This is a genomic window from Pseudomonas quercus (assembly GCF_012033695.1).
Lineage (GTDB): Bacteria > Pseudomonadota > Gammaproteobacteria > Pseudomonadales > Pseudomonadaceae > Aquipseudomonas > Aquipseudomonas quercus.
In genome coordinates, this window is the sequence record NZ_JAAVJI010000005.1 from 217,631 (window position 1) to 244,268 (window position 26,638).

The window sequence follows — 26,638 nt, forward strand, 5'->3', positions numbered from 1 at the left end:
GCAGCCTTGCAGGGTCAAGGCTGGGAAAGGAATCAGCTAGGCACACACTGGTGTTGGACCGGGCGCAGCCCGGGAACAGGTACACCCCCCGCCCCCAGGCCTACAAATGTCCATCACGCCACCACAGGCGTACCTTCAGGGCCAGCCTGCACAGTCGGCTCAGGTGGCCGCACCAGTTCGCGGGCAACCGTCCACACCACAATGGCGGCGATGATGTCGAACACCGCCAGTACTACGAACAATGGGCTGTAGCCGATCTTGGTAACCAGCACGCCAAATACCATGGTGAACGCTGCGGCGCCCAGGTAACCGAACATGCCACCCATGCCGGTGGCCGTGGCCACTTCGTTTTTGCCGAAGGAGTCGGAGGTGATGGAGTACAACGCGCCCGAAAGGGTCTGGTGCGCGAACCCACCGATGCACAGCAGCAGAATCGCGGTATAGGGGCTTTCGACCAAACCGATACAGGCCGGGCCGATCATGCAGGAGCACCCAAACAGCAGCACCATTTTGCGCGAGGTGAACAGGGACACCTTGCAGTACTTATGGAACAGCGGGCTGAGGTAGCCACCCAGTACGCAGCCGATGTCCGCAGCCAGGAAAGGCAGCCAGGCAAACATGGCCACTTCCTTGATGTTCATGTGGCGTTCGGTCATCAGGTACAGCGGGATCCAGGCATTGAAGGTTTGCCAGGCGGGCTCGGACAGAATCCGTGCCGAAGCGATGGCATAGAAGTTACGGCTGCGGATGATGTTCTTCCAGCTGCCCTTCTGGGGTGCAGCGTCCTTGAAGTGCGCTTCCTGCCCCGACAGGATGTACGTGCGCTCGGTATCGCCCAGCAGGCGCTGGTCACGGGGGTGCTTGTACAGCACCAGCCACAGGAAGCTCCACGCAATGCCCAGCCCGCCCACGATCAGGAACGCCAGCTCCCAGCCGTTTTGCAGAATGGCCCATACCACCAGCGGCGGTGCCAGCAGCGCGCCGATGGACGAACCGATGTTGAACCAGCCAATGGCCACAGAGCGCTCTTTGGCGGGGAACCACTCGGTAGTGGTTTTCACGCCCGCAGGCAGGCCGGCAGCCTCGGTCAGGCCTAGCAAGCCGCGCAGGAACGCCATGCTTTGCCAGCCAGTCGCCAGCGCCGCCGCCGCACAAGCGGCCGACCAGGCAAGGGCAAAGGTAAAGAAGCCCATCTTGGTCCCAATGGCATCCAGGATATAGCCCGCCACTGGCTGCATGAAGGCATAGCACAGCTGCCAGGCCACCACGATCTTGGCGTACTGCTCGGTAGAGATACTGAGCTCTTGCATCAGGGTAGGCGCTGCCACCGAAAGCGTGTTGCGGGCGAGGTAGTTGACGATAAGCCCAGCCGTAACGAGGCCGACCATCCACCAGCGGATGCCTTTGATTTTCATGGGCTGACACTCTTTGTATTGTTTTTGTAGAGGTAAAGCGTAACGACATGTGTCGTCGTACTTGTGCGCACTTTATAGGTCGATGTGGGTGCTCTGTCAAATGGATACTGCCTGCTGGCACGTGGCAATGAGGTGATTTCATTTTGCGACCCGGCAGTCATTTTTTCCCCATTGACACCCGTAAAGCAGGCGGTATAAGCAGGTTGCATTGACAGCAATAACAGCCAACCTGATAATTCCAATTAGTTGTACGACAACCTACTGCAATCATAAAAATAAGTGAGCGTGTACCCTTATGTCCGTATTCAATGCTGAAGAGCAGCAACTCTACAACCGTGTGCTCTTGACAGGTGCGGCTGGAGGATTGGGCCAGGTGCTGAGGGAACGGCTGCCTGGGTTCGCCAAGCACGTGCGGCTGTCGGACATCTGCGAGATGGCCCCTGCGCAGCCTCAAGAAGAGGTTGTGACCTGCGACCTGGCGGACAAGGCCGCAGTGGACGCACTGGTAGCCGGCTGCGACGCCATCGTGCACTTCGGCGGCGTGTCCACGGAAAAATCCTTCGAGACCGTGCTGGGTGCGAACATCTGCGGCGTATTCCACCTGTATGAAGCTGCACGGCGCCATGGGGTTAAGCGGGTGGTGTTTGCCAGCTCCAACCATGTGATCGGCTTTTACAAACAGACCGAACGCCTGGACCCCACCTGCCAGCATCGCCCAGACAGTTACTATGGGCTGTCCAAGGCGTATGGCGAGGATCTGGCCACCTTCTATTACGATCGCTATGGCATCGAGACCGTCAGCATTCGCATCGGCTCGTCGTTCCCCGAGCCCCAGAACCGGCGCATGCTCGACACCTGGCTTAGCTATAACGACCTGGTGCACCTGGTAGAGCGCAGCCTGTATGCCAAGGGCGTGGGGCATACGGTTGTGTATGGTGTGTCCGCCAACCGCGATACGTGGTGGGATAACCGCCTGGCTGCGCATTTGGGCTACCACCCCAAAGACACCTCCGAACCCTGGCGTGCGGCGATCGAAGCGTTGCCACCCCTGGCTGACGACGACCCTTTAAGGGTGTACCAAGGCGGCGCTTTCGTTGCCGCTGGCCCCTTCGAAGGCTGAATAGCTGTTCAACGCCTCTGCCATTGCCTATAGTGCCCGCATTCCAATAAATGCCTCTGCCCGCCCCTGGTCTTTTCCAGCGGCGCGCGGAGCGTTGTGCCTTTTACGGACTCGAGGTTTTATGGCTTTCACTTCACTGCGTCGGGACGCACTCGCAGGGCTGACTACAGCCTTTGCTTTGGTGCCCGAATGCATCGCGTTTGCACTGGTTGCGCACCTGAACCCTTTGATGGGCCTGTATGGCGCGTTTTTCATCTGTACGCTGACTGCGCTGCTGGGCGGCCGGCCTGGCATGATCTCCGGCGCAGCGGGTTCCATGGCCGTGGTAATTGTTGCGCTGGTGGTACAGCACGGCGCTCAGTACCTGCTGGCCACGGTGGTGCTGGGCGGCGCATTGATGATGCTGTTCGGTGCCTGCCGCCTGGGCAAGCTGATTCGCATGGTGCCGCACCCGGTCATGCTGGGCTTCGTCAATGGCTTGGCGATCGTGATCGCTATGGCGCAGCTGGAGCACTTCAAGCAAGGCGAGCACTGGCTGCAAGGCAATGCGCTGTGGGTCATGCTAGGGCTGGTTGCCCTGACCATGGCCATCGTCTACGCCCTGCCCCGCCTGACCCGTGCCGTTCCACCGGCGCTGGTGGCCATTGTCAGCGTCGGCGCGCTCGCGGTGGCCTTGGGCTTGCCTACTCGCACCCTAGGCGACATGGCCCACATTGCGGCCGGCCTGCCACAGCTGCAATTGCCTGATGTGCCGTGGACGATGGACACGCTTCGGATCATCCTGCCCTATGCCGTGCTGATGGCGGCCGTAGGCCTGCTTGAAACCCTGCTGACCTTGAACCTTACCGACGAAATCACCGAAACCCGTGGCCAGCCCGACCGGGAATGCCTGGCACTGGGGGTCGCCAACGTGGCCTCAGGGTTGTTTGGGGGCATGGGCGGTTGCGCCATGATTGGCCAAACCATGATCAACCTGTCCTCTGGCGGGCGTGGGCGCCTGTCCGGCGTAGTGAGCGGCGTGATGATCCTCATGTTCATCCTGTTCCTGTCCAACTGGATCGAACGCATTCCGCTGGCTGCGTTGGTGGGCGTAATGTTTGTGGTCGCCCAGCAGACCTTTGCGTGGGGGTCCTTGCAGGTATTGGGCAAGGTCCCTCGGCACGATGCACTGGTCGTGGTGGCGGTCACTATCATTACGGTGCTTACTGACTTGGCCACGGCCGTGCTATGCGGCGTGGTGATCAGCGCGTTGAGCTTTGCCTGGCAGCACGCTCGGGAGATCCGCGCTGAGTACACCGATAGCGAAGGCGAGCGCCATTATCAGGTGCACGGCACGTTGTTCTTTGCCTCGACTACGGCCTTCCAGGCGCTGTTCAACCCCGCCGGTGACCCGGCAAAGGTGGTCATAGACTGTGCTGGCCTACGTGTGGCGGACCACTCGGCCATTGCAGCCCTTGAAGCACTGTTCACACGCTACCGCAGCCAGAACCGCCAAGTACGGCTGATCCACCTGTCTCCACGTTGTGAAACGTTACTGGGGCGTGCGGGTATTCCCACCGCCTGACTCATTGACTGTTTAACCAAAGGGCCTCTTGAGGCCCTTTTTTTGTGCCGTGCGTCTGCGGCGCTGAAATCGCCCTTCCCCCGCGCCTTACCGATCTTGACATCTCGCCACTGCCCCGCGCGCTCAACCCAAAGCGCCACCATGCCAAAAAATCGAAATTATCCGATTGTTTATTGACGTTACCCTTCGTAACACCTGGCTTACAAAGGAACCGTCATAGGTTATTCGGCATAAAACTGACGTTTTTTTCACATATGTCCGTTCTATTGACGCTAATCGATGGGTGGCCCCGCAGGATTGTGTGAACTGTGTCATAAAAAAGATCAAGTGTGCGTTGAATTATTGGCACCTAACCCCCCTATATATCCAGGATCGGAGCAAGTCCATGATTTTTAACGTAAAGGATTTCGGTGCCGTTGGTGATGGTGTCACGGATGATACCGCTGCCATGCAAGCCGCTATTGATGCAGCGTCTGCTGCCGGCGGCGGTACCGTGTTCGTACCCAGCGGGACATTCATCGTTTCTGCCGGTGAGGAGCCTTCTGATGGCTGCCTGATGCTCAAGAGCAACGTTCACATGGAAGGCGAAGGCGCTGGGCTTACCACCGTGAAAGTCGCCGATGGCTCCAACACCAAGATTACCGGCGTGATTCGCTCAGCCTACGGTGAAGAAACCCATGATTTCGGCCTGAGCAACCTCACCATCGACGGCAACCGGGACAACACCACCGGCAAGATCGATGGCTGGTTCAACGGCTACATTCCTGGCAAGGACGGCCAGGACACCAACGTGACCCTCAGTGGGGTCGAGATCAAGGATTGCTCGGGGTACGGCTTCGACCCGCACGAGCAGACCGTGAACATGCTCATCGAGAATTGCGTGTCCCATGGCAACGGCCTGGACGGCTTTGTCGCGGACTACATGATCGACACCAAGTACGTGAACAACGTGGCCTACGACAATGACCGCCACGGGTTCAACATCGTGACCAGCACCCACGACTTCACCATGACCGGCAACGTGGCCTACGGCAATGGCGCCGGTGGCATTGTGGTGCAGCGTGGCAGCGAGAACATTCCGTCGCCCTACAACGTCACCATTGAAGGCGGCGCCGTGTATGACAACGGCGCTGAAGGCGTGCTGGTGAAGCTGTCCAGCGGCGTGACTGTGACCGGCGTGGACATTCACGACAATGGCAGCGCGGGCGTGCGTATCTACGGTAGCAGCGACGTTACCGTCACAGGCAACACCCTGACCAACAATGGTCTGAAGGCACCCGTGCCGGAAGTGATTATCCAGAGCTATGACGACACCAACGGCGTGTCGGGCAAGTTCTTCCCCGGCAGCGACAATAACGTTCTTAACAACACCATCACCGGTGGCGCCAACTCCACCTATGGCGTGGCTGAGCGCAACGAAGATGGCACGGACCGCAACACCATCGTGGGCAATGACATCACCAATACCACCAAAGGCTCGACGCTGGCCTATGGCGACGGCACCTATGTAGGCGACACACTGCCGACGCTGACGGTTGAAGGCACTGCAGGCAATGACACGCTCACCGGTACGGCCAGGGACGAGCTGTTCCTGGCAGGGGCTGGCAAAGATACCGTGTCTGCCGGTGCAGGCGACGACATTCTGGTAGGCGGCGCGGGCGCGGACAAACTCACCGGCGGCGCCGGTGCGGACACCTTCCGCTATACCGCCCTGACCGACAGCTACCGTACAGCCAACGCGACCTTCAGTGACCAGATCACTGACTTCGACGTGACCCAGGACACCCTGGACCTGGCGGACCTAGGCTTCAAAGGCTTAGGCGATGGGTACAACGGCACCCTGCTGGTTCAGTACAACGCCAATACAGGCCGCACCTACCTTAAAAACTATGACGCCGACGCCAGCGGTAACCGCTTCGAGCTGTCACTCAATGGCAACCTGGCCAACACCCTCAAAGCCGATAACTTCGTGTTCCAACGGGTAATCAACGGCACCAGCGGCAGTGACTCACTGATGGGCACGAGCGGTGCGGACACGCTCAACGGCCTGGCCGGCGCGGACAGCATCAATGGCGGGGCCGGGGCAGACCGTATCAATGGCGGGGCCGGGGCAGACACCCTCACAGGGGGCGCCGGGGCAGACACGTTCGTGTATACCAGCCGCCTGGACAGCTACCGCAATTACAACACCGGCGGCGACACCGTCACGGACCTGATCACCGACTTCGCCGTAGGCAGCGACAAGATTGACCTTGCTGCGCTGGGGATCACGGGCCTGGGTGATGGCCGCAACGGCACCGTTTACCTCACCCTCAACAGTGCCGGTACCAAGACTTACATCAAGTCGCTGGACGCCGATGCCTCGGGCAACCGTTTCGAGATTGCCCTCAATGGCAACTACCTCAACAACCTGACCGCTGCGAGCTTTGTGTTTACCACAGTGGCACCGGTCAACCATGCACCTGTGGTCGCCACTCCACTGGTGGATAAAACCGCCAGCGAGAACACACCCTTCTTCTATGCAATTCCAGCTACCAGCTTCAGCGATGCCGACAAGGATACCCTCACGTATTCCGCCAAGCTGGCCGATGGCTCGTCCCTGCCCAGCTGGCTGACCTTTGACGCAGCCACACGCACCTTCAGCGGTACGCCAGGGGATACCGACTCGGGTACGTTCAACGTCACGGTCACGGCGGCTGACGGCAAGGGCGGCACCGTGGACGACACCTTCAACCTGGCGGTGCAGGATATGCCTGCTACCGGCAGCATCATCAACGGGACAACGGGCAAGGACACGCTCACCGGCACCAACGGCAACGATCAGCTGTTTGGCCTGGACGGTGCCGACACCCTTAACGGCGGCGCTGGCAATGATGTGCTGGTGGGTGGCGCCGGCGCTGACAAGCTCACCGGTGGTGCGGGGGCAGACGTTTTCCGCTTCACGGCCCTCACCGATAGCTACCGCACCGCCACGGCCAGCGCCAGTGACCTGATCACCGACTTCGATGTGGCAGCGGACAAGATCGACCTGTCGGCGCTCGGGTTTATCGGCTTGGGAGACGGCCTTAACGGCACATTGAACATCTCCTACAGCAGTAGCAGCAACCGCACCTACATCAAGGAACGCGATGCGGACGCCAATGGCAACCGCTTCGAGCTGGCGTTGCAGGGCAATTACCTGAACACCCTCAAGGCCTCGAACTTTGTGTTCAGCACCGATAGCTTGCCGCTCAACCATGCGCCTGCCGTTACCGACCCCTTGCTTGACAGCACGGCCACTGAAAACACGCCTTTTAGTTACACACTGTCCCAAAGTGCGTTCACCGACAGTGATGGCGATGCCCTGACCTTCACCGCTACGCTGCAAGACGGCACCCCCCTGCCAAGCTGGCTCACCTTCGACGCGGCCACACGCACCTTCAGTGGCACACCAGACGATGACGCCGCCGGTGTGTACAACTTCATGGTCACCGCCACGGACACCAAAGGCGCTTCGGCCAGTGACGTGTTCGCACTGACAGTGGCCAATGCACCGCCTGTCACGGTCACCGGTACGGAAAATGCCGAAACCCTGAACGGCACCGGCCGCGAGGACCTGATCCTTGGCCTGGGGGGTGACGACACCCTCAACGGCAACAACGGCAACGACGTACTGGACGGGGGTAGCGGCCGCGATACGCTAACAGGCGGCGCCGGCGCGGATACCTTCCGCTATACGGCCTTGAGCGACAGCTACCGCGATTACGACGCAGGAGGCATTACGGCCACCGACACCGTCACCGACTTCACCGTGGGTGTGGACAAGATCGACGTCAGTGCGCTTGGTTTCCTGGGCCTGGGGGATGGCACCAACCACACCCTCTATACCACCACCAGCAATGGCAAGACCTACATCAAATCGGCCGAGGCTGACAGCGAAGGCAACCGTTTCGAAATTGCCCTCACCGGTGACTATTCAGGCACGCTGACGGCCAGTGACTTTATCTTTGCCGAGCGGCCCCAGCAGGACATTCTGTTCCTGCCGACCCTGGGCCAATCCAATGCCCGCCTGCTGCGCATGACCGAAGACGATGGCGAATCCGGCATCACGGAAATGGTCAAGGACCTGAGCAAATACACCGATTACGACGTGCGCAGCCAGTTCACGGACGCCGACGGCAATGGTGTCGATGTTGCGGTGGGTGGCAGCACGGTCAGCGGCTTGTCTACCGGCACGCCTGAAGAGCTGCGCCTGTCCTGGTGGCTGACAGACACCAACGAGCCCGGCCCGGCCCTGCTGCGCGCCGTGGGCCTGCTGCAAGAACAGTTGGCCTCGCTCAAGGCGGTGGACAACGTGACCATGGGCATCATCTGGGGCCAAGGCGAGGAAGGCGCCCAGGAGATCGGCCGCGCCGCCGACCCGGTCGCCTACGCGGCCCAGTACAAGGCTGACACCTTGAAAGTGTTCGACTACCTGCACGCGCAGTTGGGCGACTTCAAGGTGTACATCATGGAAACCGGCCACTACGACGACAATGCGGCCCGTGTGCGTGGCTATGACGACGCCAAGATCGCATCCATCCAGAGCGGGGTGGTTGCCGTCAGGGCCATGCAGGAAGCCATGGCCGCCGAGCGCTCAGACGTTGAACTGGCCGTGGACTACACCGACCTGCCCCTGCGCCAGGAAGCGGACCCTGTCACCTACCCCGATGACGTGTGGCACCTGCATGAAGAAAGTGCAGAAATCGTGGGCCAACGCCTGGCCGACTACATAGCCGGTGATGTGGGCTTCCAGGGCAATACCACGGACAATCGTACCTCACAGGATGTATACGACGAGGTGGCCAGCCAGAAAGGCGGTTACATTCTAGGTACTGACCAGGACGATACCCTAGTGGGCAGCGGCTGGAATGACACCCTCGATGGGGACCTGGGTGCGGACAACATGACCGGGGGCGATGGCAAGGACGTGTACATCGTGGACAACGAACTGGACACGGTGACCGAAACCAATGCCGAGGCCAGCCAGATCGACACCGTGAAGTCCTCGGTCAGCTGGACACTGGGCGCCAACGTCGAGTACCTGGTACTGACCGGCTATTCGGCCATCAACGGTACCGGTAACGAGCTGCGCAACTTCCTGACCGGCAACGATGCGGCCAACGTGCTGGACGGTGGGGCGGGCGCGGACAACATGACGGGGGGCAACGGCAACGATACCTACTATGTGGATAACGTTGACGACGCCGTGGTGGAAAAAAGCGGTGAAGGCAGCGGCATCGACACGGTGTACAGCAGCCTTGCTACCTTTACCTTGGGCAGCAACCTGGAAAACATGGTGATCAACAGCGACGGTGCGGCCGATGCGGTAGGCAACGGCCTGGACAACATCCTGTTCGCTGGCAGCGGCAACAACCTGCTCGATGGCCGTGCAGGCACGGACACCGCGTCTTATGTGTTTGCTGCCGCAGGTGTGAACATTGCGCTGAACACCAGTGCCCAGCAGGACACCCTGGGGTCGGGCCTGGATACGCTCAAGTCCATCGAAAACGTTGTCGGCAGCCGCTTTGCCGATAACCTCACGGGCAACAGCTACGCCAACGTGCTAGACGGCGGTGACGGGGATGACGTGCTCGTAGGCGGTGCCGGCGACGATACCCTGATTGGCGGCGCAGGGACCGATTCGCTCACCGGCGGCACAGGTGCAGACACTTATGTGTTCAAGGCGCTGGCTGACCTGGGCCTGGGTGACCTGCGGGATGTGATCTCAGGGTTCAAGACCACCGAAGGCGACAAGCTGGACTTCACTGGCATCGATGCCGATGCCAGTACTGCAGCCCATGAGAACTTCACCTTTATTGGCAGCCAGGCGTTCAGCAGCACCAACGCCGCCGGCCAGCTACGCCTTGAAAACGGCATTCTGTACGGCAGCGTGAACAGCGATGCCAGCGCTGAATTCGAGGTTTCGCTGGTAGGGGTCAAGGAACTGCAGCAAAGCGATTTCGTCGCGTAACGGTGTTCGTTTGCAGGCGTGGCGCCTCGTTGTGCCACGCCTGCAAACGCCCCACACGTTTCAACACTCTTCTTCCCAAAACGCCAGCGCGCTCCGCGCTGCGCCTATTTCCCGCTGCCTCAATTCCACCCGGCGGATCTTCCCTGAGATCGTCTTGGGCAACTCCTTCACGAACTCGATGCGCCGCACCCGCTTGTAGGGCGCCAGCTGTGCGCGGGCAAACGCAAAGATAGCCTCAGCCAGTTGCCTGTCCGGCTCATAACCCGGCGCAAGCATCAAGTAAGCCTTGGGTACGTTGAGCCGGATAGGGTCCGGGCTGGGCACTACTGCCACCTCCACCACTGCAGGGTGCTCGATCAAGGCACTTTCCAGCTCGAACGGGCTGATGCGGTAGTCCGAACACTTGAACACATCGTCTGCCCGGCCTACGAAGGTCACATACCCCTCTTCATCACGCTGAGCGGTATCGCCTGTGCGATAGAAACCGTCGCGCATCGCCTCGGCGGTTTTCTCCGGTGCATCGGCGTACCCCAACATCAGGCCAAGGGGTGCCGGCTGCAATGGCAGCGCCACCTCCCCTTCATGCGCTGGCTGGCCGTGTGTATCCAGCAGGTTCACCTGGTAGCCAGGCAGTGGCCGCCCCATGGAGCCTGGTTTCAAGCGTTGGCCGGGGGTGTTGCCAATGATCGCAGTGGTTTCCGATTGCCCAAAACCATCACGCAGCCATAACCCCCATGCATTGTGTACCTGCTCCAGAATTTCAGGGTTCAAGGGTTCGCCCGCACCTACCAGTTCGCGCAGGGCCAGGCCCGACCTGGCAGCGGCGAGGTCCTCCTGGATCAGCAGACGCCACACCGTAGGCGGCGCACACAGGCTGGTGACAGGGTAGGCTTGCAGCACGGCAAGCAAGCCCTTGGCACTGAACCGCTCCACATTGTGGATAAACACGCAGGCGCCAGCATTCCAAGGTGCGAAGAAACAACTCCAGGCATGCTTGGCCCAGCCGGGCGATGAAATGTTCAGGTGCAGGTCACCGGGTTGCAAGCCGATCCAATACATCGTCGACAGATGCCCAACCGGGTAGCTCTGGTGGCTGTGCACCACCATCTTGGGCTTGGAGGTGGTGCCGGAGGTGAAGTACAGCAGCAACGGATCGCTCGCCTGTGTCGGGCCCTCTGCGGTAAAGCCTTCACTTAACGCATAGGCGGGCTGTAACGGATGCCAGCCTGGCGCGGCCGAGCCTGTGGTGATACAGGTGCGCCCGCCGCCTAACCCTTCGAACCGAGGCACATGGGCGTGCGCGGCCACAATGTGCTGGATGCGCCCCCGCTGCAGGCGGTCCTCCAGGTCTTCCCGGGCCAGTAGCGTGGTTGCCGGCACCACCACCGCACCCAGCTTCGCCGCCGCCAGCATCAGGTCCCATAGCGCCACTTCGTTGCCCAGCATCAGTAACAGCCGGTCCCCACGCTTCACCCCCACCGTACGTAGGTAATTGGCGACCTGATTAGAGCGAATGCGCAATTGGGCAAAGGTGTAACACGCCTCCTGCCCATGCTCGTCCACGATGCGCAGTGCCGGGGCGGGGTTATCCGCTGCCATGTGATCGAAGTAATCCAGCGCCCAGTTGAATTGCCCTAGTACCGGCCACTGGAACTCGCGTACCGCGGCGTCATAGTCCGTGCGATGGCGCAGCAAAAGGTCCCGGGCCTCGATAAAGGCAGCGGCCGGCGCCACCGAAGGCGCAAGCGGTGCAGAAGCGTACATAGAAAGGCCTGCTTATTGTTGTTGTGATGGGCCAGAGTATAGGTACGCAAACGCTGCTCGGGCAGGGCAAAAAGGCCTGACCCACCTGTAAAAAACCAGCAGGTTCTCACACGGCCCGGCCATTGACGGGGCCACTTTGAAGGGGCCTTCAGGCATCGCGGTTAGGGCTCGATGGCTTGCGAAGTAGAAGCTGAATAACCGGAGCCTGGGTGTAGAAAACGTGGCAGCACCAGCATATGGGGAACCGCAAAGGCGGCCAGCAGGGCAAACAAGGCACGCATGCCTGTGTGCTCTTGCGGCAGGAACACTATGCCACCTGCCAGGATGAACAGTGCGGAGGCCAGCAGCACCGGCCAGGTCAGCCACATGTAAGCGGTTAAACTTGGTACCCCTAGCAGGCGCTGGCGCGCGTGGGTCTGGGGTGCAGCGTGCAAGCAGTAGAACCCCAATGCGAACCCTATCAGGGGCGGCGCTACCGTGATCCCTGCCAGCGTTGCCATCATCCAGAGGCAGCGTCGTTGCCAGGCGGCCCATAACAGTATGGGCAACGCCACTGCACCGCCTGCTGCCAGGAGTGTGCTCACCACAACCCCTGTCTCAGCAGGCACCTGTGGCCCCATGGCCGCCGCCAACAGCTGGGCAACAGCCTCGCCATGGAGCAGCGCCGGCCCGCCTACGATAAACATCGCCACGGCCAGGGACGTTACGCGGTGGGGAAACAGGTCGTCTTCATGAGCAAAATGCCAGATCGACATCAGCAGGAATAGCGCTAGCGCCAGCGTACTCGCTACTTGCCAGCAGGCCAGGGATATCAGGGCGACTGCCAGGTAGCAGCCTACAAACCTGAAGCGCCTGGCAGGCAAAACCAGCTTCAGGTCGCTGGCCCCATGCAGCAACCCAAGCCCTAGGCCTAGGGCCACTACAAAGGCCAGCTGCCCTCCACCGCCCGCCAGGCTGGCGAACAACGCCAGCAATGCAAGCGCCAGCCAGTTCCAGCCGGTGACCGTCATGCTTAGCGGCCAGGCTGTGCCAGTGCCGCCTTGAGGTTGCGCTCAGAGGTAAAGGCGTAAACCACTTTGGCGAGTACATCCAGCACCAGGAATGCCCAGACGGTGGCCGCATCGCTGACCATCCATATCCCTTCCGGGCCTACCGCGAACACTACGGGGTAGATAAGCCAGAGCACACTCAAGAAGCCTGTGTTGCGACGGTACGCAGCCCCCAGTGCCGGCTGCTGCCCGGCAACGGCTGCCAGGGGTTTCCACAGCAGGTACAGCACGCCCGCAAAGGCCGCGCAGGACCAGGCAAAAAACACCCACTTGAGGGTGCCATAGGGTGCCAGCGAGGCGACCAGGCCTGTCACGATCATCACCACATCCAGGGTCACAATGGAGGCTACGAAACCGGCCTGCCCTTCCCTTTCCCGTGCGGCCAGGTACGCCGAGCTCACTACACCTGCCAGCAGCAATGGCGTGGTGAATGCCCAGTCCAGGTAGCGGGCGATATAGGTTACGGTACCGTCTGGTTTGATCAGGTTGCCTACGCCCAGGTACATGGCCAGGTAGGCGGTGGCAGCAATGAAAGGAACGGCGGCATGTATCAAGGTATGGCTGGTCAGCGGCCCCCGGTGTGCGCCTTTCGCGTAGATGGCCAAGGAGGCCAGCGACATGATGATGAAACCGATAAGCAGGGGCGTTTGGATCATAGGGATCTCCAGGAACATTAAGCGCGCATCGCTGGCATCAGGCCACTTCACGCCCGCAGCTCAGCGTGCGCTTCGCTTAACGTAGAGATTTCCAAGTGATAATTTGTTCCAAAACATTTCAAGCAGATAATGAGCGAATAAGAGGCTTCAAGGGTGTTTCCCGAAAGCCCTTCAACAGGCAGGTTTCAAGCGTTACTCATGGCTGCTCAAACAGCTCCACGAGCATCTGTTCGTTGTCATGGATAAAGGCAAAGCGACAGCCACCGCTGTTAGGCACATCCCGTGGCGGCGACACGATGCTCACCCCTTTTGCCTCCAAGGCCTTCACCGTTGCGTCCAGGCCTACGACTTCGATAGCGAAGTGATTGATACCGCCGACCTGCAGGTTGGTCTCAGGCCGGCGACGCTCCACGGCCATGGGGGCAGCCTGCTCGTTTTGAAACAGCTCTATTCTCAAGGCGCCACGGCCAATGAACGCCGCCTTGACACCTGGCCATCCGTACTCATAAAGGGGCTCGAAGCCAAGGTGCTCCCTATACCACGCCATGCTGGCCTTAATGTCCTGAACCACGATGCCAACGTGATGCATACCTGAGAAGCTAGTCATTCGCTACATTCCCATTGCCAGGGTGTGGAAGGCAGAACAGTAATACACGGGGCGTTGAGGATCACCACCCGGCCTCAGTTTTTCCGAAGCAGTACCCCGCGCAAATGCTGGTTTCGCCCAGGCCAGGGCGATGTGAAGCTTGGTGCATTCCTCTCCAAGAGTCCCTCGCCATGGTCACGCACACTCGCATCCGCATGTTCAACACCAAGCAGACCTACCCTAACCAGTCCTTGGATAACGACCTGTGCCAGGCCGTGCGGGCGGGGAATACGGTGTATGTGCGGGGCCAGGTGGGCACCGACTTCGAGGGCAACCTCGTAGGCCTGGGCGATGCACGGGCGCAGGCTGAACAGGCGATGAAGAATGTGAAGCAGCTGCTGGAAGAGGCCGGCTCGGACCTTTCCCACATTGTGAAAACCACTACCTACCTTATTGATCCGCGCTACCGCGAGCCGGTGTACCAGGAAGTGGGGAAATGGCTCAAAGGGGTGTTCCCGATCTCCACTGGCTTGGTGGTCTCGGCGTTGGGGCAGCCGCAATGGCTGATGGAAATAGACGTGATTGCCGTCATCCCCGATGACGCGAGCGCGCAATAGCCTTCTCCCCTCGCCTTTTGGAGCCGCCCATGGCGATCGCCCAGACCAAGCCCTCTGCTCCAGTGGCCAAGGCCCAAGCGCCTTTTGCTGCCGGTATCCGTACCGCTGTGCAACTGGATGGCGTACTTAAACGCTTCGGGCAGTCCATCGCGCTACACAAAGTCTCCCTCAAGATTCAGGAAGGCGAATTCGTCACGCTGCTTGGCCCATCAGGGTGCGGCAAAACCACCTTGTTGAACCTGATGGCCGGCTTCGCCGAGGCGGACAGCGGCGAGATTTTCATCGATGGGCAACTGGTCACTGAAACGCCGCCCTATCAACGCGAGATCGGTATCGTGTTCCAGAACTACGCGCTGTTCCCCCACATGAATGTGGCCAAGAACGTCGGTTATGGCTTGCGGATGCGTGGCGTTCCAAAGGCGGAAATCGATGAGCGCGTGGCCCAGGCCCTCGCGCTGGTAAAACTGAGCGGCTATGGCGAACGCAAGCCCCGCGAGCTGTCGGGTGGCCAACAGCAACGCGTTGCCCTGGCCCGAGCACTGGTGATTCGCCCCAAAGTGCTGCTGCTGGACGAACCCTTCTCGGCCCTGGACAAAAACCTTCGCCTGTCCATGCAGATCGAACTCAAAGACATTCAGCGCAAGCTTGGCGTGACCACGGTGTTCGTGACCCATGACCAAGGCGAGGCCTTGAGCATGAGCGACCGCGTAGTGGTCATGTCCGCCGGGCACATTCGCCAGATCGGCACGCCGGACATGATCTACCGCGCCCCGGAAGACCCTTTCGTCGCAGGTTTCGTGGGGGATGCCAATATCCTGCCCGGCCGCTACCTGAGCCGTGATGAACTGGCTTGCATCGAACTGGGGGGCGCTACGCTGCACCTGCCCGCCGGGCGTGTTCATGCCTTGGTAGGCGACCGACTGGAGGTGTACGTGCGCCCAGAAAACGTTCGCCTGGTGCCCCTGGGCAACACGGCCTTGCTCACCGGCACGGTCATCAATCATGTGTTCCAGGGCGACCACGTGGATATCCACCTGGATGTTGCTGCCCTGGGCCAGGCACGGCTGTTCGTACGCCAGTCGGGCTTGGAAGCCTTGACCCGCTGGCCGGTCGGCGCAGTGGCCGGGCTGGCCTTCGACGAAGAAGGCACATGCGCCTTCGCCAGCGCCCCAACCCCTGCCTGAAACGGAGCCCTGCATGACTGCCTGCCCTGACACCATGACTGCTGTGATCGCACGTGAACCTGGTGGCCCTGACGTACTTGAATGCGTACACCGGGCACTGCCACACCCACGCGAAGGCGAAGTGCTGATTCGGGTTGCAGCGGCGGGTGTGAACCGGCCTGATGTGATGCAACGCACCGGTGCGCCTGTGCCGCCGGGCACTATCGATGTACTGGGTTTGGAGGCCGCTGGCACCGTGGTTGCTCTTGGCGACGGGGTGAGCGGTATTGCCTTGGGCGACTCCGTGATGGCGCTGCTCAACGGTGGCGGCTATGCCGAGTATTGCACGGCCGTGGCCACCCATTGCCTGCCCGTGCCTGAAGGCCTAGGCCTTGAAGCCGCCGCAGGCGTTCCTGAGGCAGCCTTTACCGTGTGGCATAACCTGTTTGAACTGGGCCGTTTGCAACGCGGCGACACGGTTCTGATCCACAGTGCGGCCAGTGGCGTAGGGACTTTTGCCCTCCAGTGTGCCCAGGCTGCTGGTGCCCGTGTGATTGCTACGGCCGGTGGCGCCAGCAAGATCGCTGCCTTGGAGGCACTCGGTGTATGGCGTGCAGTGGACCGATACACCCAAGACTTTGTCGAGGTGGTGGCCGAATGCACCGGTGGGCGTGGTGTGGATGTGGTGCTGGACACGGTTGGCGGTGCCTACGTGCCCCGCAATCTGGCGGCCCTGGCCCCAGGCGGTCGTCACGTGAGCCTGTCGTTCATGCAGGGGCAAACGGTGGAAGTAGACCTGCTGGTGTTAATGCGCAAGGGCCTGAGCATGACCTCCTCCACCCTGCGGCCCAAAAGCCGCGAAGAAAAAGCACGGCTGGCAGCCGCCATACGACAGCGCCTGCTGCCCTGGCTGGCGTCAGGCCAGGTGCGCCCTTTGATTCATGCCGTGCTGCCGCTACAGCAGGCCGCCGACGCTCACCGGCTGCTAGAGGCCAACCTGAACATCGGCAAGGTGCTGCTGGCCGTCGGCACAGCTTAGGCACCACACAGGTTGTGTCGTTTAGGGCGATGCCCACCGGGCCTGCCAGCCAAGCAGCAGCGCAGCCTTTCACTGCGTCAGGAGCCACCATGTTCAAGCTTTATTTCGCCGCGACGTCGGCCTACGTACGCAAGGTGATGGTGTGCGCGCAGGTGCTAGGGCTAGAGAACCAGATCGAAAAACTGGCGTCTGCTGCCCACCCTGTGGTGCGTGATGAGCGCATCGCCGCCTTCAACCCATTAGCCAAGGTGCCGGCCTTGAAAACGGCCGACGGCCTCTCGCTCTACGACAGCCGAGTGATCTGTGAATACCTCAACGCATTTGCTGGCGGCCCGCTGTTCCCTGCACAGGGCAATGCTCGCTGGGTAAGCCTCTCCCGCCAGGCGCTGGGTGATGGCCTGATCGATGCGGCCCTGCTGGCGCGCTACGAATCCACGGCCCGGCCTGCGGAAAAGCAGTGGGATGGCTGGATAGCGGCGCAACTGACCAAGGTGCGCGCCGCATTGGCCGAGATCGATAAACAAGCCCCGCTGTTCAGCCCAGCGCCCGATGACATCGGCCTGATCGCCATCGGCTGTGCACTGGGCTACCTGGACTTCCGATTTGCCGACCTCAACTGGCGTGTCGGCCATCCGGCAGCCGCTGCCTGGTTCGCCACCTTCAGCCAGCACCCTGCCATGCGCGCCACCGTGCCGGTGGCCTGACCTCCTGGAGCGTCTTGATGCCTCACACCGTGTTTTTCCTCAACGGCCCCAATGCCAACCTCTACGGTTTGGACAAGAGTGGGACCTACGGCAGCGAAAGTTTCGCCAGCATCGAACAGGGGTGCCAGTGCCACGCCCATGGCCTGGGGCTTGCCCTGGACTTCCGTCAGAGCAACCACGAAGGGGTGCTGGTTGACTGGATTCAGGAAGCCCGCCAGCAGGCCAGCGCCCTGGTTATAAACGCGGCGGGCCTGACCTACAGTTCAGTGCCCATCTTGGATGCCTTGTTGGCGTTCGACGGCCCGATCGTCGAGGTCCATATGAGCAACCTGTGGAAGCGCGAGAGCTTTCGCCACCACTCCTATGTGTCCAAGGCCGCCACTGGGGTGATTGCCGGGTTCGGTGCACTGGGCTATCGCCTGGCCCTTTCTGCCGTGGCCGAACTGCTGGAGAACCGCCCATGACCCCGACACTGGTGTTTCATAGTGAGTTCGACAGCTTCGAGCAATGGCAGGCCCTGCTCGCACCCCTGCTGCCCCACGTGCGCATCTGCCAGGAGCAAGACGTAAAAGACCCGGACAGCGTGCACTACGCCCTGGCCTGGAAGCCCCCGCAAGGGTTCTTTGCCCGCTACCGCAACCTCAAGCTGCTGGTGAACCTCGGTGCCGGCGTGGACCAGTTGGTCGGCCGGGATGACCTTCCTGCCATTCCTATTACCCGGGTGTCAGACCCCGACATGGGCCGGATGATGGCCAGCTACGTGCTGTTCGCCGTGCTGCGCTATGCCCGTGACATCCCTGCCTTGGAGCGCGCGCAGCGCGAGTGCCGCTGGCACTACCTGCACCCGCGCCTGCCGGGCAGCATTCGGGTGGGCGTACTTGGCCTGGGCGAACTGGGCGCCTATGCCGCTCAGGAACTGGCCCGCCAGGGGTTCGATGTCCGGGGCTGGTCGCGCTCGCCCAAGCACTTGCAGGGCGTGTGCTGTGTCAGCGGCCTGGCGCACCTGGATGCGTTCATTGCCGAGAGTGACATCCTGGTCACGATGCTGCCATTGACCCCACAGACGCGGCACTTGCTGGACGCCCGGCGCCTGGCCTTGCTGCCTGAAGGTGCGTGTTTCATCAACGTGTCCCGAGGCGCTGTGGTAGACCAGCAGGCCCTCACCGAAGCATTGAGCACGCGGCGCATTGCCGAGGCAACGCTGGACGTTTTCGACTATGAACCCCTGCCCCCGCAAGACCCGTTATGGCGCTTGGACAACGTGCTGATCACCCCGCACCTGGCTTCCGTGGCCATTGCAGAATCCGCGGCTCGGCAGATCGCCGACAACATCGGCCGGGTGGACCGCGGCGAGGCTGTTTTGCATCAGGTGGACCCTGTGCGAGGTTACTGACCCGGCGCGCCATTGCCTGGATCGGAATTTTCTATGCAAAGGCACGGCAAAGGCTCTTTTACCGCCTTGAGCGCTCACCCCTAGTATGGCCACAGCTGTTACCCGACCTGCCGGCGCCTTCACAGGCTGGCTTTGCTTGGCCACCAGGCCACACGCTGGCCCCCTCTACCCGGAGCAGAACACAATGCGTAAAGCCCTCGCCTTGACTGTACTCAGTGCCAGCTTGCTGGCCAGCGCAACTGCCAGTGCCGCCGATAAACTGGTTATCAGCACTTGGGGCGGCAGCTTTCGCGACCTGATCGACCAAGCCATTGGCCAGGCCTTTACCCGGCAGACCGGGGTTGAAGTGGAGTACGTAACCGGGGGCACCATTGACCGCTTGAACAAGGCCAAGCTGGCCGGTACCGCCGAAACCGACCTCACGTTCACCACGGCCCATGTGGGCTGGCTGTACGTCAACGACGGCCTGTTCCAGGAACTGGACCTGAGCAAGGTGCCCAACGCGAAAAACCTTGTTCACCAAGCCAAGCTCAGCCCGAACCATATTGGCGTGTGGGGTTACGTTTATACCATCGGCTACCGCCCAGACCTGGTGCCCAAAGGCGAGACCTTCGAGAGCTGGAATGACCTCTGGAAACCCGAACTCAAAGGCACACTCGCCCTGCCAGACTGGGACCCCAGCCACATCATTGCCGTATCCGCCAAGCTGGCCGGCGCCGACGCCCAGCACTGGGAAAAGGGACAGGACAAACTCAAGGCCCTGATCCCCACTATCAAGTCCTTCTATACCAACGATGCCAACAGCCAGCAGTTGATCGCCACCGGCGAAACACCCGTACAAGTGATGCTCTCCATGAACGCCTATCACATGATGGAAGAAGGCGTGGACATCAAGCTGGCCATCCCCAAGGAAGGCGCCGTGCTCGGCATCGATGCCATGGGCATCAACAAGGGCAGCCACCACGCTGACCTGGCGTACCAGTTCATGAACATTGCGCTGTCCCCTGAGGTACAGGCCAAGATTGCCCAGATCAACCGTGGCAGCCCAGTGGTGACCAACGCTACGGTTGACCCGGAGATTGCCAAGCTGCCGGGCATGCTCACCACACCGGCCCAGTGGGACGCCACTATCGACGTTGATCCCAAGCTGCGTGCCGAGGCAACCGCCGAATGGCGTAAGTGGTTCTCGGAAAACATCATGGCGCATTGAGGTGCCCCGCAAGCGCAGGCAGCGCTGCGCCTGAGGCAAAGCGCGTTTATCGATAGCGGTGCCTGTGGTGGCCGCGCTGGATGGAAAACCCTATGACTCGTAACCCTGCGTTTGTTCGCTGGTTCCTGCTGCCCTCGGTACTCACGGCACTGGGCCTGACCCTGGCCATGCTCACGGTGTTGCAATACAGCGTACGAGCTTATGTTCCAGGCTCGCTGGAGGTGGGAGGCTTCACCTTGGCCAACTTCCAGGGCATGCTCAAGCCGCTGTATGCAGAGGCCTTCCTCAATACCCTTTCACTCAGTTTCAAGACGGCAGTGTTCGGGCTGCTGCTGAGTTACCCCCTGGCCTATGCGCTGGTGCGTACACAGACCGCTTGGCTGAAGTCGTGCATCCTGATCATTGCGATCACGCCTCTGTTTCTTGGGGAGGTGGTGCGGACCTACTCATGGATTATCGTGCTGGGCAGCAGTGGCTTCCTTAACAGCCTGTTGCTGGGCATTGGGCTGATCGACAAGCCGCTGCAGTTGATGTTCACCAACACCGGTGTGGTGCTGGCTTTGGTCCATGTCACCCTGCCCATTATGGTGCTGATGCTGGCCACCGGCCTATCGCACATTGACCCTGGCTACGAAAAAGCCGCCACCAGCCTTGGCGCTGGGCCCGTTCGCGCCTTTTTGACCGTTACCCTACCGCTGTCGCTGCCCGGTATTGTGGCCAGCGTCACTACGGCGTTCGCCTGGACGTTCAGTGCCTTTGCGACGCCGCAGTTGATCGGTGGAGGGCGAGTGAGCACGCTCGCCACATTGGTGTATCAGCTGGGCTTCTCCTCACTCAATTTCCCTTTCGCTGCCGCCCTCAGCATTGCCGGCCTGGTGCTGACGGTACTGGTGCTGGCCGCCCTCAAGCGCATGAGCCGCTCGCTGCAGAACGTGGGAGCCCACTGAGATGACCCGTTCCAATCAAGACAGGTGGCTAGGCTACGCCGGGCGGGTGCTGGTAGGGCTGATCCTGTGTTTCGTACTGCTGCCCACCGTGGTGGTGATCATCTCTTCGTTCAGCAGCACCTCGGTACTGTTCTTCCCGCCCAAGGGCTGGTCGCTGCGGTGGTTCGAGCGCGCCCTGAGCTACGCTGATTTCCGCCATGGCCTCTCTGCCGGCCTGGTGGTCACGGCGTGGGCTTCGACCCTGGCCGTGCTGATCGGTACTGCTCTGGCCATCGCCATCAACCGCTACACGTTCCGGTTCAAAGCAGTGGTGGAGGCGGTACTGCTGTCACCCCTGTTCATTCCCCACTTCACCATTGGCCTGGGCCTGCTGATGCTGGTGGCGCAGTTCAACCTGGGACGCGGCTATGCCTTGGTGATTTTCTGCCACGTGCTGCTGGTGCTGCCCTTCGTGCTACGCAGCCTCTATGTGTCGCTGCACAACGTGGAGCAACGTATCGAGCTCGCTGCCGCCAGCCTTGGTGCCTCGCCTTTACGGGTGGTGTGGACCATTACGGTACCGCTGATCGTGCCCGGCCTGTTCGGCGGCTGGCTGTTCGCGGCAATCCTTTCCTTCAATGAGTTCACCGCATCGCTGTTCGTGACCACCCAGGCGACCCAGACACTGCCGGTGGCCATGTACAACTATGTGCGGGAATTCGCCGACCCCACGCTAGCAGCCTTATCGGTGATGTATATCGCCGTTACGGCCACCCTGCTGACCTTGGCCAACCGCTTTTTCGGGCTGGGCCGGATACTCAACGTTGATGCGCCGCGCTAGGCCACAGAGGAACCGAGCATGACCTTTTCAATCACGGGCCGTTGCGCCAAAACCGGCCAACTGGGCATTGCCATCAGCTCTTCAAGTATCGCGGTAGGCGCCCGCTGCCCCTGGGTACGGCCAGGTGTGGGCGCGGTCTCGACACAAAACGTTACCCTTCCCGCCCTGGGCGAACGCGCGCTGGATCAACTGGCCGCTGGGCTGGCGCCAGACGCAGCCAGAGACGCTGCCCTTGCCACGGACCCTTTTAGCCAGTACCGGCAACTGACCATGATCGACGCCCAGGGCCGCACGTCGCATTTCAGCGGCAGCGAAACCCTTGGCTGCCACATGGCATTGGCTGGCGAGCAATGTGTAGGCGCCGGCAACATGCTAGCCAGTGCTTCAGTGATCGAGGCCTTGGTTCGGGCTTTCGAGCGCAGCGAGGGCGCCCTGGCGGATCGTCTGCTGGCTGCGATGCAAGCGGCCATGGCCGCCGGGGGCGAAGCCGGGCCGGTGCATTCGGCAGCGCTGGTCGTAGTGGGTGAGCAGCGCTGGCCTATCGTCAACCTTCGCGTGGATTGGGCCGACGAAGACCCCATCGCCCAGTTGGCCCAGCTGTGGGTCGCTTATCAGCCCCAGATGCAGGATTACATTACCCGCGCCCTGGACCCTACCAAGGCACCGAGCTACGGCGTGCCCGGAGACGAATGATGAACAGCCAAGCGCTTCTCGGCAAACTGGTGGCCTTCGACACGACCAGCCGGGAGTCCAACCTGGCGCTGATTGAGTTCGTGCGCGATTACCTTGCCGAACTGAAGGTCCCCTGCGAACTCATCTTCAATGAGGCGCGAACCAAGGCGAACCTGTTCGCGACCCTTGGCCCGGACGATAGGCCGGGCATCGTGCTGTCTGGGCACACCGACGTGGTGCCGGTGGATGGCCAACCCTGGACCACGCCCCCTTTCCAGCTCACCGAAAAGGACGGCAGGTTATATGGCCGCGGCACCGCCGACATGAAGGGCTACATCGCCTGCGTGCTGGCTGCAGCCCCAAGGTTTCTTGCCCAGCCGCTGCGGATGCCTGTGCAGATTGCCCTGTCCTACGACGAAGAAGTGGGCTGCCTGGGCGTGCGAGACCTGCTCGTTCATCTTGGCCAACGGCCGCAAAAACCGTTGCTGTGTATCATCGGCGAGCCTACCGAGCTGCGCCCCGTGCTGGGCCACAAGGGCAAACTGGCCATGCGCTGTGACGTGCACGGGGCCGCCTGCCATTCGGCCTACGCGCCCGAGGGCGTCAATGCAATCGAATATGCTGCCGAGCTGATCGGTGAGTTGGGCCGCATCGGCCACCGCCTGCGCGATCCAGCCCTGTGCGACCCGCGCTTCAACCCGCCCTTCAGCACCGTGCAAACCGGTGTGATCTCCGGTGGCAAGGCCTTGAACATTGTGCCGGCCGATTGCCGTTTCGACTTTGAGGTGCGTGCGCTTCCCGCCATGGCACCGGGCGACGTGGCCGTTGAGCTGGAGCGTTACGCTCAGGAACAGGTACTGCCCAGAATGCGGGCGGTCAATGCCAGCAGTGACATTCGTTTTTCACCGCTTTCTGCCTACCCAGGCCTGGCCACCGACGCTGGCAGCGAAGCGGCGAAGTTGATTGCGCAACTGTGCGGTTCCGATGACTTCGGCACCGTGGCCTTCGGGACCGAAGGTGGCCTGTTCGACGCCATAGGCATACCCACCGTGGTGTGCGGCCCTGGCTCCATGGACCAGGGCCATAAGCCCGACGAATTCGTCAGCCTGGCTCAGCTCCAGGCGTGTGATGCACTGCTGGAACGGTTAGCGGACTACGTGGCGATGCCCTAGGCGGACAGGACACTGCACGTTTCGAACACCGCAGCTAACAGCGTTTGGCTAATAAGGCGGCTGATAACTTTCGACTCGCCCGGCGATGACTTCGCTTTGTTTTTTCCTAAGCGCTGAATACAAAAAGCCTGATTTCTAAAAGCACGTGACCTGATCAGACTTACCTACAGCCGGAAGTTGGCACCTGCCCTCTACCTAACACACCGCGTCGCCTTTCTCTAGGAAACGAACATGTCAGTTGAAACGATCAACACCTTAGTGGTCGGTGCCGGACAGGCTGGGATCGCAATGAGCGAGCACCTTTCGTTGATGGGCGTACCCCACATTGTGCTAGAGCGCAGCCGCATTGCTGAACGCTGGCGTTCGGAGCGCTGGGACTCGTTGGTAGCCAACGGCCCCGCCTGGCATGACCGCTTTCCGACCATGAAATTCGACAACGTGTCCCCGGAAACTTTCCCGCCGAAGGAGCGCATGGCCAAGTACTTCGAAGACTACGTGTCCATGCTTAGCGCGCCCGTGCGCACAGGGGTGGAAGTATTGAAAGCGGAACGCTTGAGCGGCCGCCGTGGCTTCAGGGTCATCACCTCTGAGGGCGTGATCGAGGCCGCCAACGTGGTCGCCGCCACAGGCCCCTTCCAGAAACCCACGTTTCCGCAGATCGTCCCTGCAAGCGCCAAGGTGCACCAGTTGCACTCCTCAGCCTACAAGAACCCCGGCCAACTGCCAGAAGGTGCCGTGCTGGTGGTCGGTGCGGGCGCCTCTGGCTCACAGATCGCCGAGGAGCTGCAGAAGGCCGGCAGAACCGTCTACCTGTCGGTAGGCGAGCATTACCGCCCACCCCGCACCTACCGTGGGCGTGACTATTGCTGGTGGCTTGGCGCACTGGGCCTGTGGGACGAAGTGAAGGTTCGCCCAAAAAAGGAGCACGTTGCGTTTGCGGTCAGCGGCTATGAAGGTGGCCGTACTGTGGACTTCCGTCGGCTTGCCCACGCCGGCATCACCCTGTTAGGTATTACCAAAGCCTATAACCACGGCGTCATCGAGCTTCAGGAAGGTTTGGCCAAGAACATTGCCGACGGCGACCAGGCGTACTTCGATGTGCTGCGCGACGCTGATGCCTATATCGAACAGAATGGCCTGCCTTTCCCTCCAGAGCCTGAAGCCTGGTCCTTGCTGCCCGATCCGGATTGCATTACCCACCCGATCACGACGCTCGATCTGGATCAGGCCGGTATTGGCACTATCCTGTGGGCAACCGGGTTCAAGTTCGACTTCAGCTGGCTAAACGTGAATGCTTTCGACGACAAGGGCCTGCCGTTTCATAAGCGCGGCATTTCCGCTGAGAGCGGTATTTATTTCCTAGGGCTTCCCAACCTAGTCAACCGGGCGTCCTCGTTCATTTACGGTGTGTGGCACGACGCCAAATACCTTGCGGACCATATTGTTCTCCAGAACGACTACATGGCCTACGAAAAGGCCTGACATCGCCCTGGGCTGAACACCTCATGCCCGCCTGTGCTGCGTTCGATAGCGATGCGGCGGGCCTGTTATGGCAGCAACACGTCAGAAACGCTCAAACCATGGCTGAGTTTACGGGTATCGAAGACTTGCGCCGCTTGGCGCGTAAGCGCGTGCCACGCATGTTTTACGACTATGTGGATGGAGGCTCGTGGACAGAATATACCTACCGCACGAATGAGCAGGACCTTCAGCGCCTGGAGTTTCGCCAGCGAGTGGCGTGCGACATTACCCATCGCAGCCTTGCCACCCGCATGGTGGGCCAACCGGTCACCATGCCCGTGGCCATCGCACCCACCGGCTTGACCGGCATGCAACACGCCGAGGGTGAAATCCTGGCAGCACGCGCCGCGATGCGTTTCGGTATCCCTTTTACCCTGTCTACCATGAGCATCTGCTCTATCGAAGCCGTAGCCCAGGCAACGCCCCAGCACCCCTTCTGGTTTCAGCTCTACGTGACCCGCGACCGACGCTTCACTGAAGGCCTTATCGAGCGTGCCCGTGCAGCTCACTGCGCTGCGCTGATGGTGACCATGGACCTGCAGGTGTTCGGCCAGCGTCACAAGGACATTAAAAACGGGCTTTCCATCCCACCCAGGCCGACCCTGCGCACAGTCGCCAACCTCCTCAGCAAACCGCGCTGGTGCCTGAACATGCTCCGTACGCGCCATCGAAACTTTGGCAACATCCTTGGCCACGCCGAGGGTGTGGACAGCATTGATTCGTTGGTGGAATGGACGCGGGATCAATTCGACCCTTCGCTCTCCTGGCGCGATGTGGAGTGGATCAAGCAGCGGTGGGGAGGCCCGCTGATCGTGAAGGGTATCCAGCATCCCGAAGACGCCCGCCTGGCCGTGGAAAGCGGTGCTGACGCGGTAGTGGTCTCCAACCACGGCGGCCGACAGCTGGACGGGGCCTCGTCCTCGATTTCCAACTTATCAGCGATTGTGGACGCGTTCGGCCCGCGGGCTGAAGTGCATTTCGACAGCGGCATACGCTCTGGCCAGGATGTGCTCAGAGCCGTAGCACTGGGCGCCAAGGGCACTTACATTGGCAGGGCGATGCTATACGGCCTGGGTGCGCTGGGCGAGGAAGGTGTGACCAAGGCGCTGGAGATTATCCATAAGGAACTGGACCTTTCCATGGCGTTCTGCGGGCGGGCGGCCATTGGCGAGGTAGATAGAAGCATTTTGCGGTATTAAACCTGGGCCTGGGGCGGGCGCCTGGGCCACACACC

Annotated in this window: 21 protein-coding genes; 16 read left to right on the forward strand and 5 right to left on the reverse strand. The window is 61.0% G+C overall.

Features of this window, described 5'->3' with window-relative positions:
* Positions 1-113 precede the first annotated feature (113 nt).
* Positions 114-1,415: an MFS transporter gene (locus tag HBH25_RS11470; protein WP_484573228.1), complete on the reverse strand. Its 1,302-nt coding sequence runs from the start codon at positions 1,413-1,415 to the stop codon at positions 114-116.
* A gap of 295 nt (positions 1,416-1,710) precedes the next feature.
* On the opposite strand from HBH25_RS11470, the gene HBH25_RS11475 reads away from it, so the two are divergent.
* From HBH25_RS11475 to HBH25_RS11485, 3 genes are all read left to right on the forward strand, one after another.
* On the forward strand, positions 1,711-2,535 hold the full coding sequence (locus tag HBH25_RS11475) for an NAD-dependent epimerase/dehydratase family protein (RefSeq protein WP_168084041.1): 825 nt from the start codon (positions 1,711-1,713) through the stop codon (positions 2,533-2,535).
* A gap of 121 nt (positions 2,536-2,656) precedes the next feature.
* On the forward strand, positions 2,657-4,099 hold the full coding sequence (locus tag HBH25_RS11480; RefSeq protein ID WP_168084042.1) for a SulP family inorganic anion transporter: 1,443 nt from the start codon (positions 2,657-2,659) through the stop codon (positions 4,097-4,099).
* Between the two features lie 385 nt (positions 4,100-4,484).
* Positions 4,485-10,091 (forward strand): putative Ig domain-containing protein, encoded by a 5,607-nt coding sequence (locus HBH25_RS11485; protein ID WP_168084043.1) that lies wholly within the window; start codon positions 4,485-4,487, stop codon positions 10,089-10,091.
* Positions 10,092-10,151: 60 nt separating this feature from the next.
* Here HBH25_RS11485 and HBH25_RS11490 read toward each other — a convergent pair whose 3' ends face one another.
* The 4 genes from HBH25_RS11490 to HBH25_RS11505 form a co-directional block, all read right to left on the reverse strand.
* Positions 10,152-11,855, reverse strand: a complete 1,704-nt coding sequence (locus tag HBH25_RS11490) for an AMP-binding protein (protein ID WP_168084044.1) — start codon at positions 11,853-11,855, stop codon at positions 10,152-10,154.
* Positions 11,856-12,016: 161 nt separating this feature from the next.
* A complete protein-coding gene (locus tag HBH25_RS11495) occupies positions 12,017-12,865 on the reverse strand; it encodes a Brp/Blh family beta-carotene 15,15'-dioxygenase (protein ID WP_168084045.1) in 849 nt (282 codons plus the stop codon).
* Positions 12,866-12,867: 2 nt separating this feature from the next.
* On the reverse strand, positions 12,868-13,560 hold the full coding sequence (locus tag HBH25_RS11500) for a bacteriorhodopsin (RefSeq protein WP_168084046.1): 693 nt from the start codon (positions 13,558-13,560) through the stop codon (positions 12,868-12,870).
* A 196-nt stretch (positions 13,561-13,756) separates the two neighbouring features.
* The gene (locus HBH25_RS11505; RefSeq protein ID WP_168084047.1) at positions 13,757-14,167 is read right to left on the reverse strand and encodes a VOC family protein; all 411 of its coding nucleotides are present in this window, start codon (positions 14,165-14,167) and stop codon (positions 13,757-13,759) included.
* Positions 14,168-14,337: 170 nt separating this feature from the next.
* On the opposite strand from HBH25_RS11505, the gene HBH25_RS11510 reads away from it, so the two are divergent.
* From HBH25_RS11510 to HBH25_RS11570, 13 genes are all read left to right on the forward strand, one after another.
* Positions 14,338-14,763, forward strand: coding sequence for a RidA family protein (locus HBH25_RS11510; protein WP_168084048.1), 426 nt, complete (start codon positions 14,338-14,340; stop codon positions 14,761-14,763).
* Between the two features lie 29 nt (positions 14,764-14,792).
* On the forward strand, positions 14,793-15,947 hold the full coding sequence (locus tag HBH25_RS11515) for an ABC transporter ATP-binding protein (RefSeq protein ID WP_168084049.1): 1,155 nt from the start codon (positions 14,793-14,795) through the stop codon (positions 15,945-15,947).
* A gap of 13 nt (positions 15,948-15,960) precedes the next feature.
* A complete protein-coding gene (locus HBH25_RS11520) occupies positions 15,961-16,965 on the forward strand; it encodes an NAD(P)H-quinone oxidoreductase (protein ID WP_168084050.1) in 1,005 nt (334 codons plus the stop codon).
* An 89-nt stretch (positions 16,966-17,054) separates the two neighbouring features.
* Entirely contained in the window at positions 17,055-17,669 is a 615-nt protein-coding gene (locus HBH25_RS11525; protein WP_168084051.1) for a glutathione S-transferase family protein, read from the forward strand.
* A gap of 17 nt (positions 17,670-17,686) precedes the next feature.
* On the forward strand, positions 17,687-18,133 hold the full coding sequence (locus tag HBH25_RS11530) for a type II 3-dehydroquinate dehydratase (RefSeq protein WP_168084052.1): 447 nt from the start codon (positions 17,687-17,689) through the stop codon (positions 18,131-18,133).
* A complete protein-coding gene (locus tag HBH25_RS11535; RefSeq protein WP_168084053.1) occupies positions 18,130-19,062 on the forward strand; it encodes a 2-hydroxyacid dehydrogenase in 933 nt (310 codons plus the stop codon). Before HBH25_RS11530 ends, HBH25_RS11535 begins: the two co-directional genes overlap by 4 nt.
* Before the next feature lie 184 nt (positions 19,063-19,246).
* Positions 19,247-20,272 carry an ABC transporter substrate-binding protein gene (locus tag HBH25_RS11540; RefSeq protein WP_168084054.1) on the forward strand — a complete coding sequence of 342 codons (1,026 nt, stop codon included), beginning with the start codon at positions 19,247-19,249 and terminating at the stop codon, positions 20,270-20,272.
* 92 nt (positions 20,273-20,364) lie between these two features.
* Positions 20,365-21,219, forward strand: coding sequence for an ABC transporter permease (locus HBH25_RS11545; protein ID WP_168084055.1), 855 nt, complete (start codon positions 20,365-20,367; stop codon positions 21,217-21,219).
* A gap of 1 nt (position 21,220) precedes the next feature.
* Positions 21,221-22,039 carry an ABC transporter permease gene (locus HBH25_RS11550; protein ID WP_168084056.1) on the forward strand — a complete coding sequence of 273 codons (819 nt, stop codon included), beginning with the start codon at positions 21,221-21,223 and terminating at the stop codon, positions 22,037-22,039.
* An 18-nt stretch (positions 22,040-22,057) separates the two neighbouring features.
* Entirely contained in the window at positions 22,058-22,732 is a 675-nt protein-coding gene (locus tag HBH25_RS11555; RefSeq protein WP_168084057.1) for a DUF1028 domain-containing protein, read from the forward strand.
* Positions 22,729-23,883, forward strand: coding sequence for an acetylornithine deacetylase (gene argE / locus HBH25_RS11560; RefSeq protein WP_168084058.1), 1,155 nt, complete (start codon positions 22,729-22,731; stop codon positions 23,881-23,883). Before HBH25_RS11555 ends, argE begins: the two co-directional genes overlap by 4 nt.
* A gap of 231 nt (positions 23,884-24,114) precedes the next feature.
* Entirely contained in the window at positions 24,115-25,365 is a 1,251-nt protein-coding gene (locus HBH25_RS11565; protein ID WP_168084059.1) for a flavin-containing monooxygenase, read from the forward strand.
* A 98-nt stretch (positions 25,366-25,463) separates the two neighbouring features.
* A complete protein-coding gene (locus HBH25_RS11570; protein WP_168084060.1) occupies positions 25,464-26,603 on the forward strand; it encodes an alpha-hydroxy acid oxidase in 1,140 nt (379 codons plus the stop codon).
* The last annotated feature ends 35 nt before the right edge of the window (positions 26,604-26,638 follow it).

Excerpts from the sequence above, each read along its gene's own strand:
- HBH25_RS11475 (WP_168084041.1), top strand. The coding sequence starts at position 1,711 with ATGTCCGTATTCAATGCTGAAGAGCAGCAACTCTACAACCGTGTGCTC.
- argE (WP_168084058.1), top strand. The coding sequence starts at position 22,729 with ATGATGAACAGCCAAGCGCTTCTCGGCAAACTGGTGGCCTTCGACACG.
- HBH25_RS11540 (WP_168084054.1), top strand. The coding sequence starts at position 19,247 with ATGCGTAAAGCCCTCGCCTTGACTGTACTCAGTGCCAGCTTGCTGGCC.
- HBH25_RS11480 (WP_168084042.1), top strand. The coding sequence starts at position 2,657 with ATGGCTTTCACTTCACTGCGTCGGGACGCACTCGCAGGGCTGACTACA.
- HBH25_RS11525 (WP_168084051.1), top strand. The coding sequence starts at position 17,055 with ATGTTCAAGCTTTATTTCGCCGCGACGTCGGCCTACGTACGCAAGGTG.
- HBH25_RS11565 (WP_168084059.1), top strand. The coding sequence starts at position 24,115 with ATGTCAGTTGAAACGATCAACACCTTAGTGGTCGGTGCCGGACAGGCT.
- HBH25_RS11555 (WP_168084057.1), top strand. The coding sequence starts at position 22,058 with ATGACCTTTTCAATCACGGGCCGTTGCGCCAAAACCGGCCAACTGGGC.
- HBH25_RS11510 (WP_168084048.1), top strand. The coding sequence starts at position 14,338 with ATGGTCACGCACACTCGCATCCGCATGTTCAACACCAAGCAGACCTAC.
- HBH25_RS11535 (WP_168084053.1), top strand. The coding sequence starts at position 18,130 with ATGACCCCGACACTGGTGTTTCATAGTGAGTTCGACAGCTTCGAGCAA.
- HBH25_RS11485 (WP_168084043.1), top strand. The coding sequence starts at position 4,485 with ATGATTTTTAACGTAAAGGATTTCGGTGCCGTTGGTGATGGTGTCACG.
- HBH25_RS11500 (WP_168084046.1), bottom strand. The coding sequence starts at position 13,560 with ATGATCCAAACGCCCCTGCTTATCGGTTTCATCATCATGTCGCTGGCC.
- HBH25_RS11470 (WP_484573228.1), bottom strand. The coding sequence starts at position 1,415 with ATGAAAATCAAAGGCATCCGCTGGTGGATGGTCGGCCTCGTTACGGCT.
- HBH25_RS11530 (WP_168084052.1), top strand. The coding sequence starts at position 17,687 with ATGCCTCACACCGTGTTTTTCCTCAACGGCCCCAATGCCAACCTCTAC.
- HBH25_RS11545 (WP_168084055.1), top strand. The coding sequence starts at position 20,365 with ATGACTCGTAACCCTGCGTTTGTTCGCTGGTTCCTGCTGCCCTCGGTA.
- HBH25_RS11515 (WP_168084049.1), top strand. The coding sequence starts at position 14,793 with ATGGCGATCGCCCAGACCAAGCCCTCTGCTCCAGTGGCCAAGGCCCAA.
- HBH25_RS11505 (WP_168084047.1), bottom strand. The coding sequence starts at position 14,167 with ATGACTAGCTTCTCAGGTATGCATCACGTTGGCATCGTGGTTCAGGAC.
- HBH25_RS11550 (WP_168084056.1), top strand. The coding sequence starts at position 21,221 with ATGACCCGTTCCAATCAAGACAGGTGGCTAGGCTACGCCGGGCGGGTG.
- HBH25_RS11570 (WP_168084060.1), top strand. The coding sequence starts at position 25,464 with ATGGCTGAGTTTACGGGTATCGAAGACTTGCGCCGCTTGGCGCGTAAG.
- HBH25_RS11520 (WP_168084050.1), top strand. The coding sequence starts at position 15,961 with ATGACTGCCTGCCCTGACACCATGACTGCTGTGATCGCACGTGAACCT.
- HBH25_RS11490 (WP_168084044.1), bottom strand. The coding sequence starts at position 11,855 with ATGTACGCTTCTGCACCGCTTGCGCCTTCGGTGGCGCCGGCCGCTGCC.
- HBH25_RS11495 (WP_168084045.1), bottom strand. The coding sequence starts at position 12,865 with ATGACGGTCACCGGCTGGAACTGGCTGGCGCTTGCATTGCTGGCGTTG.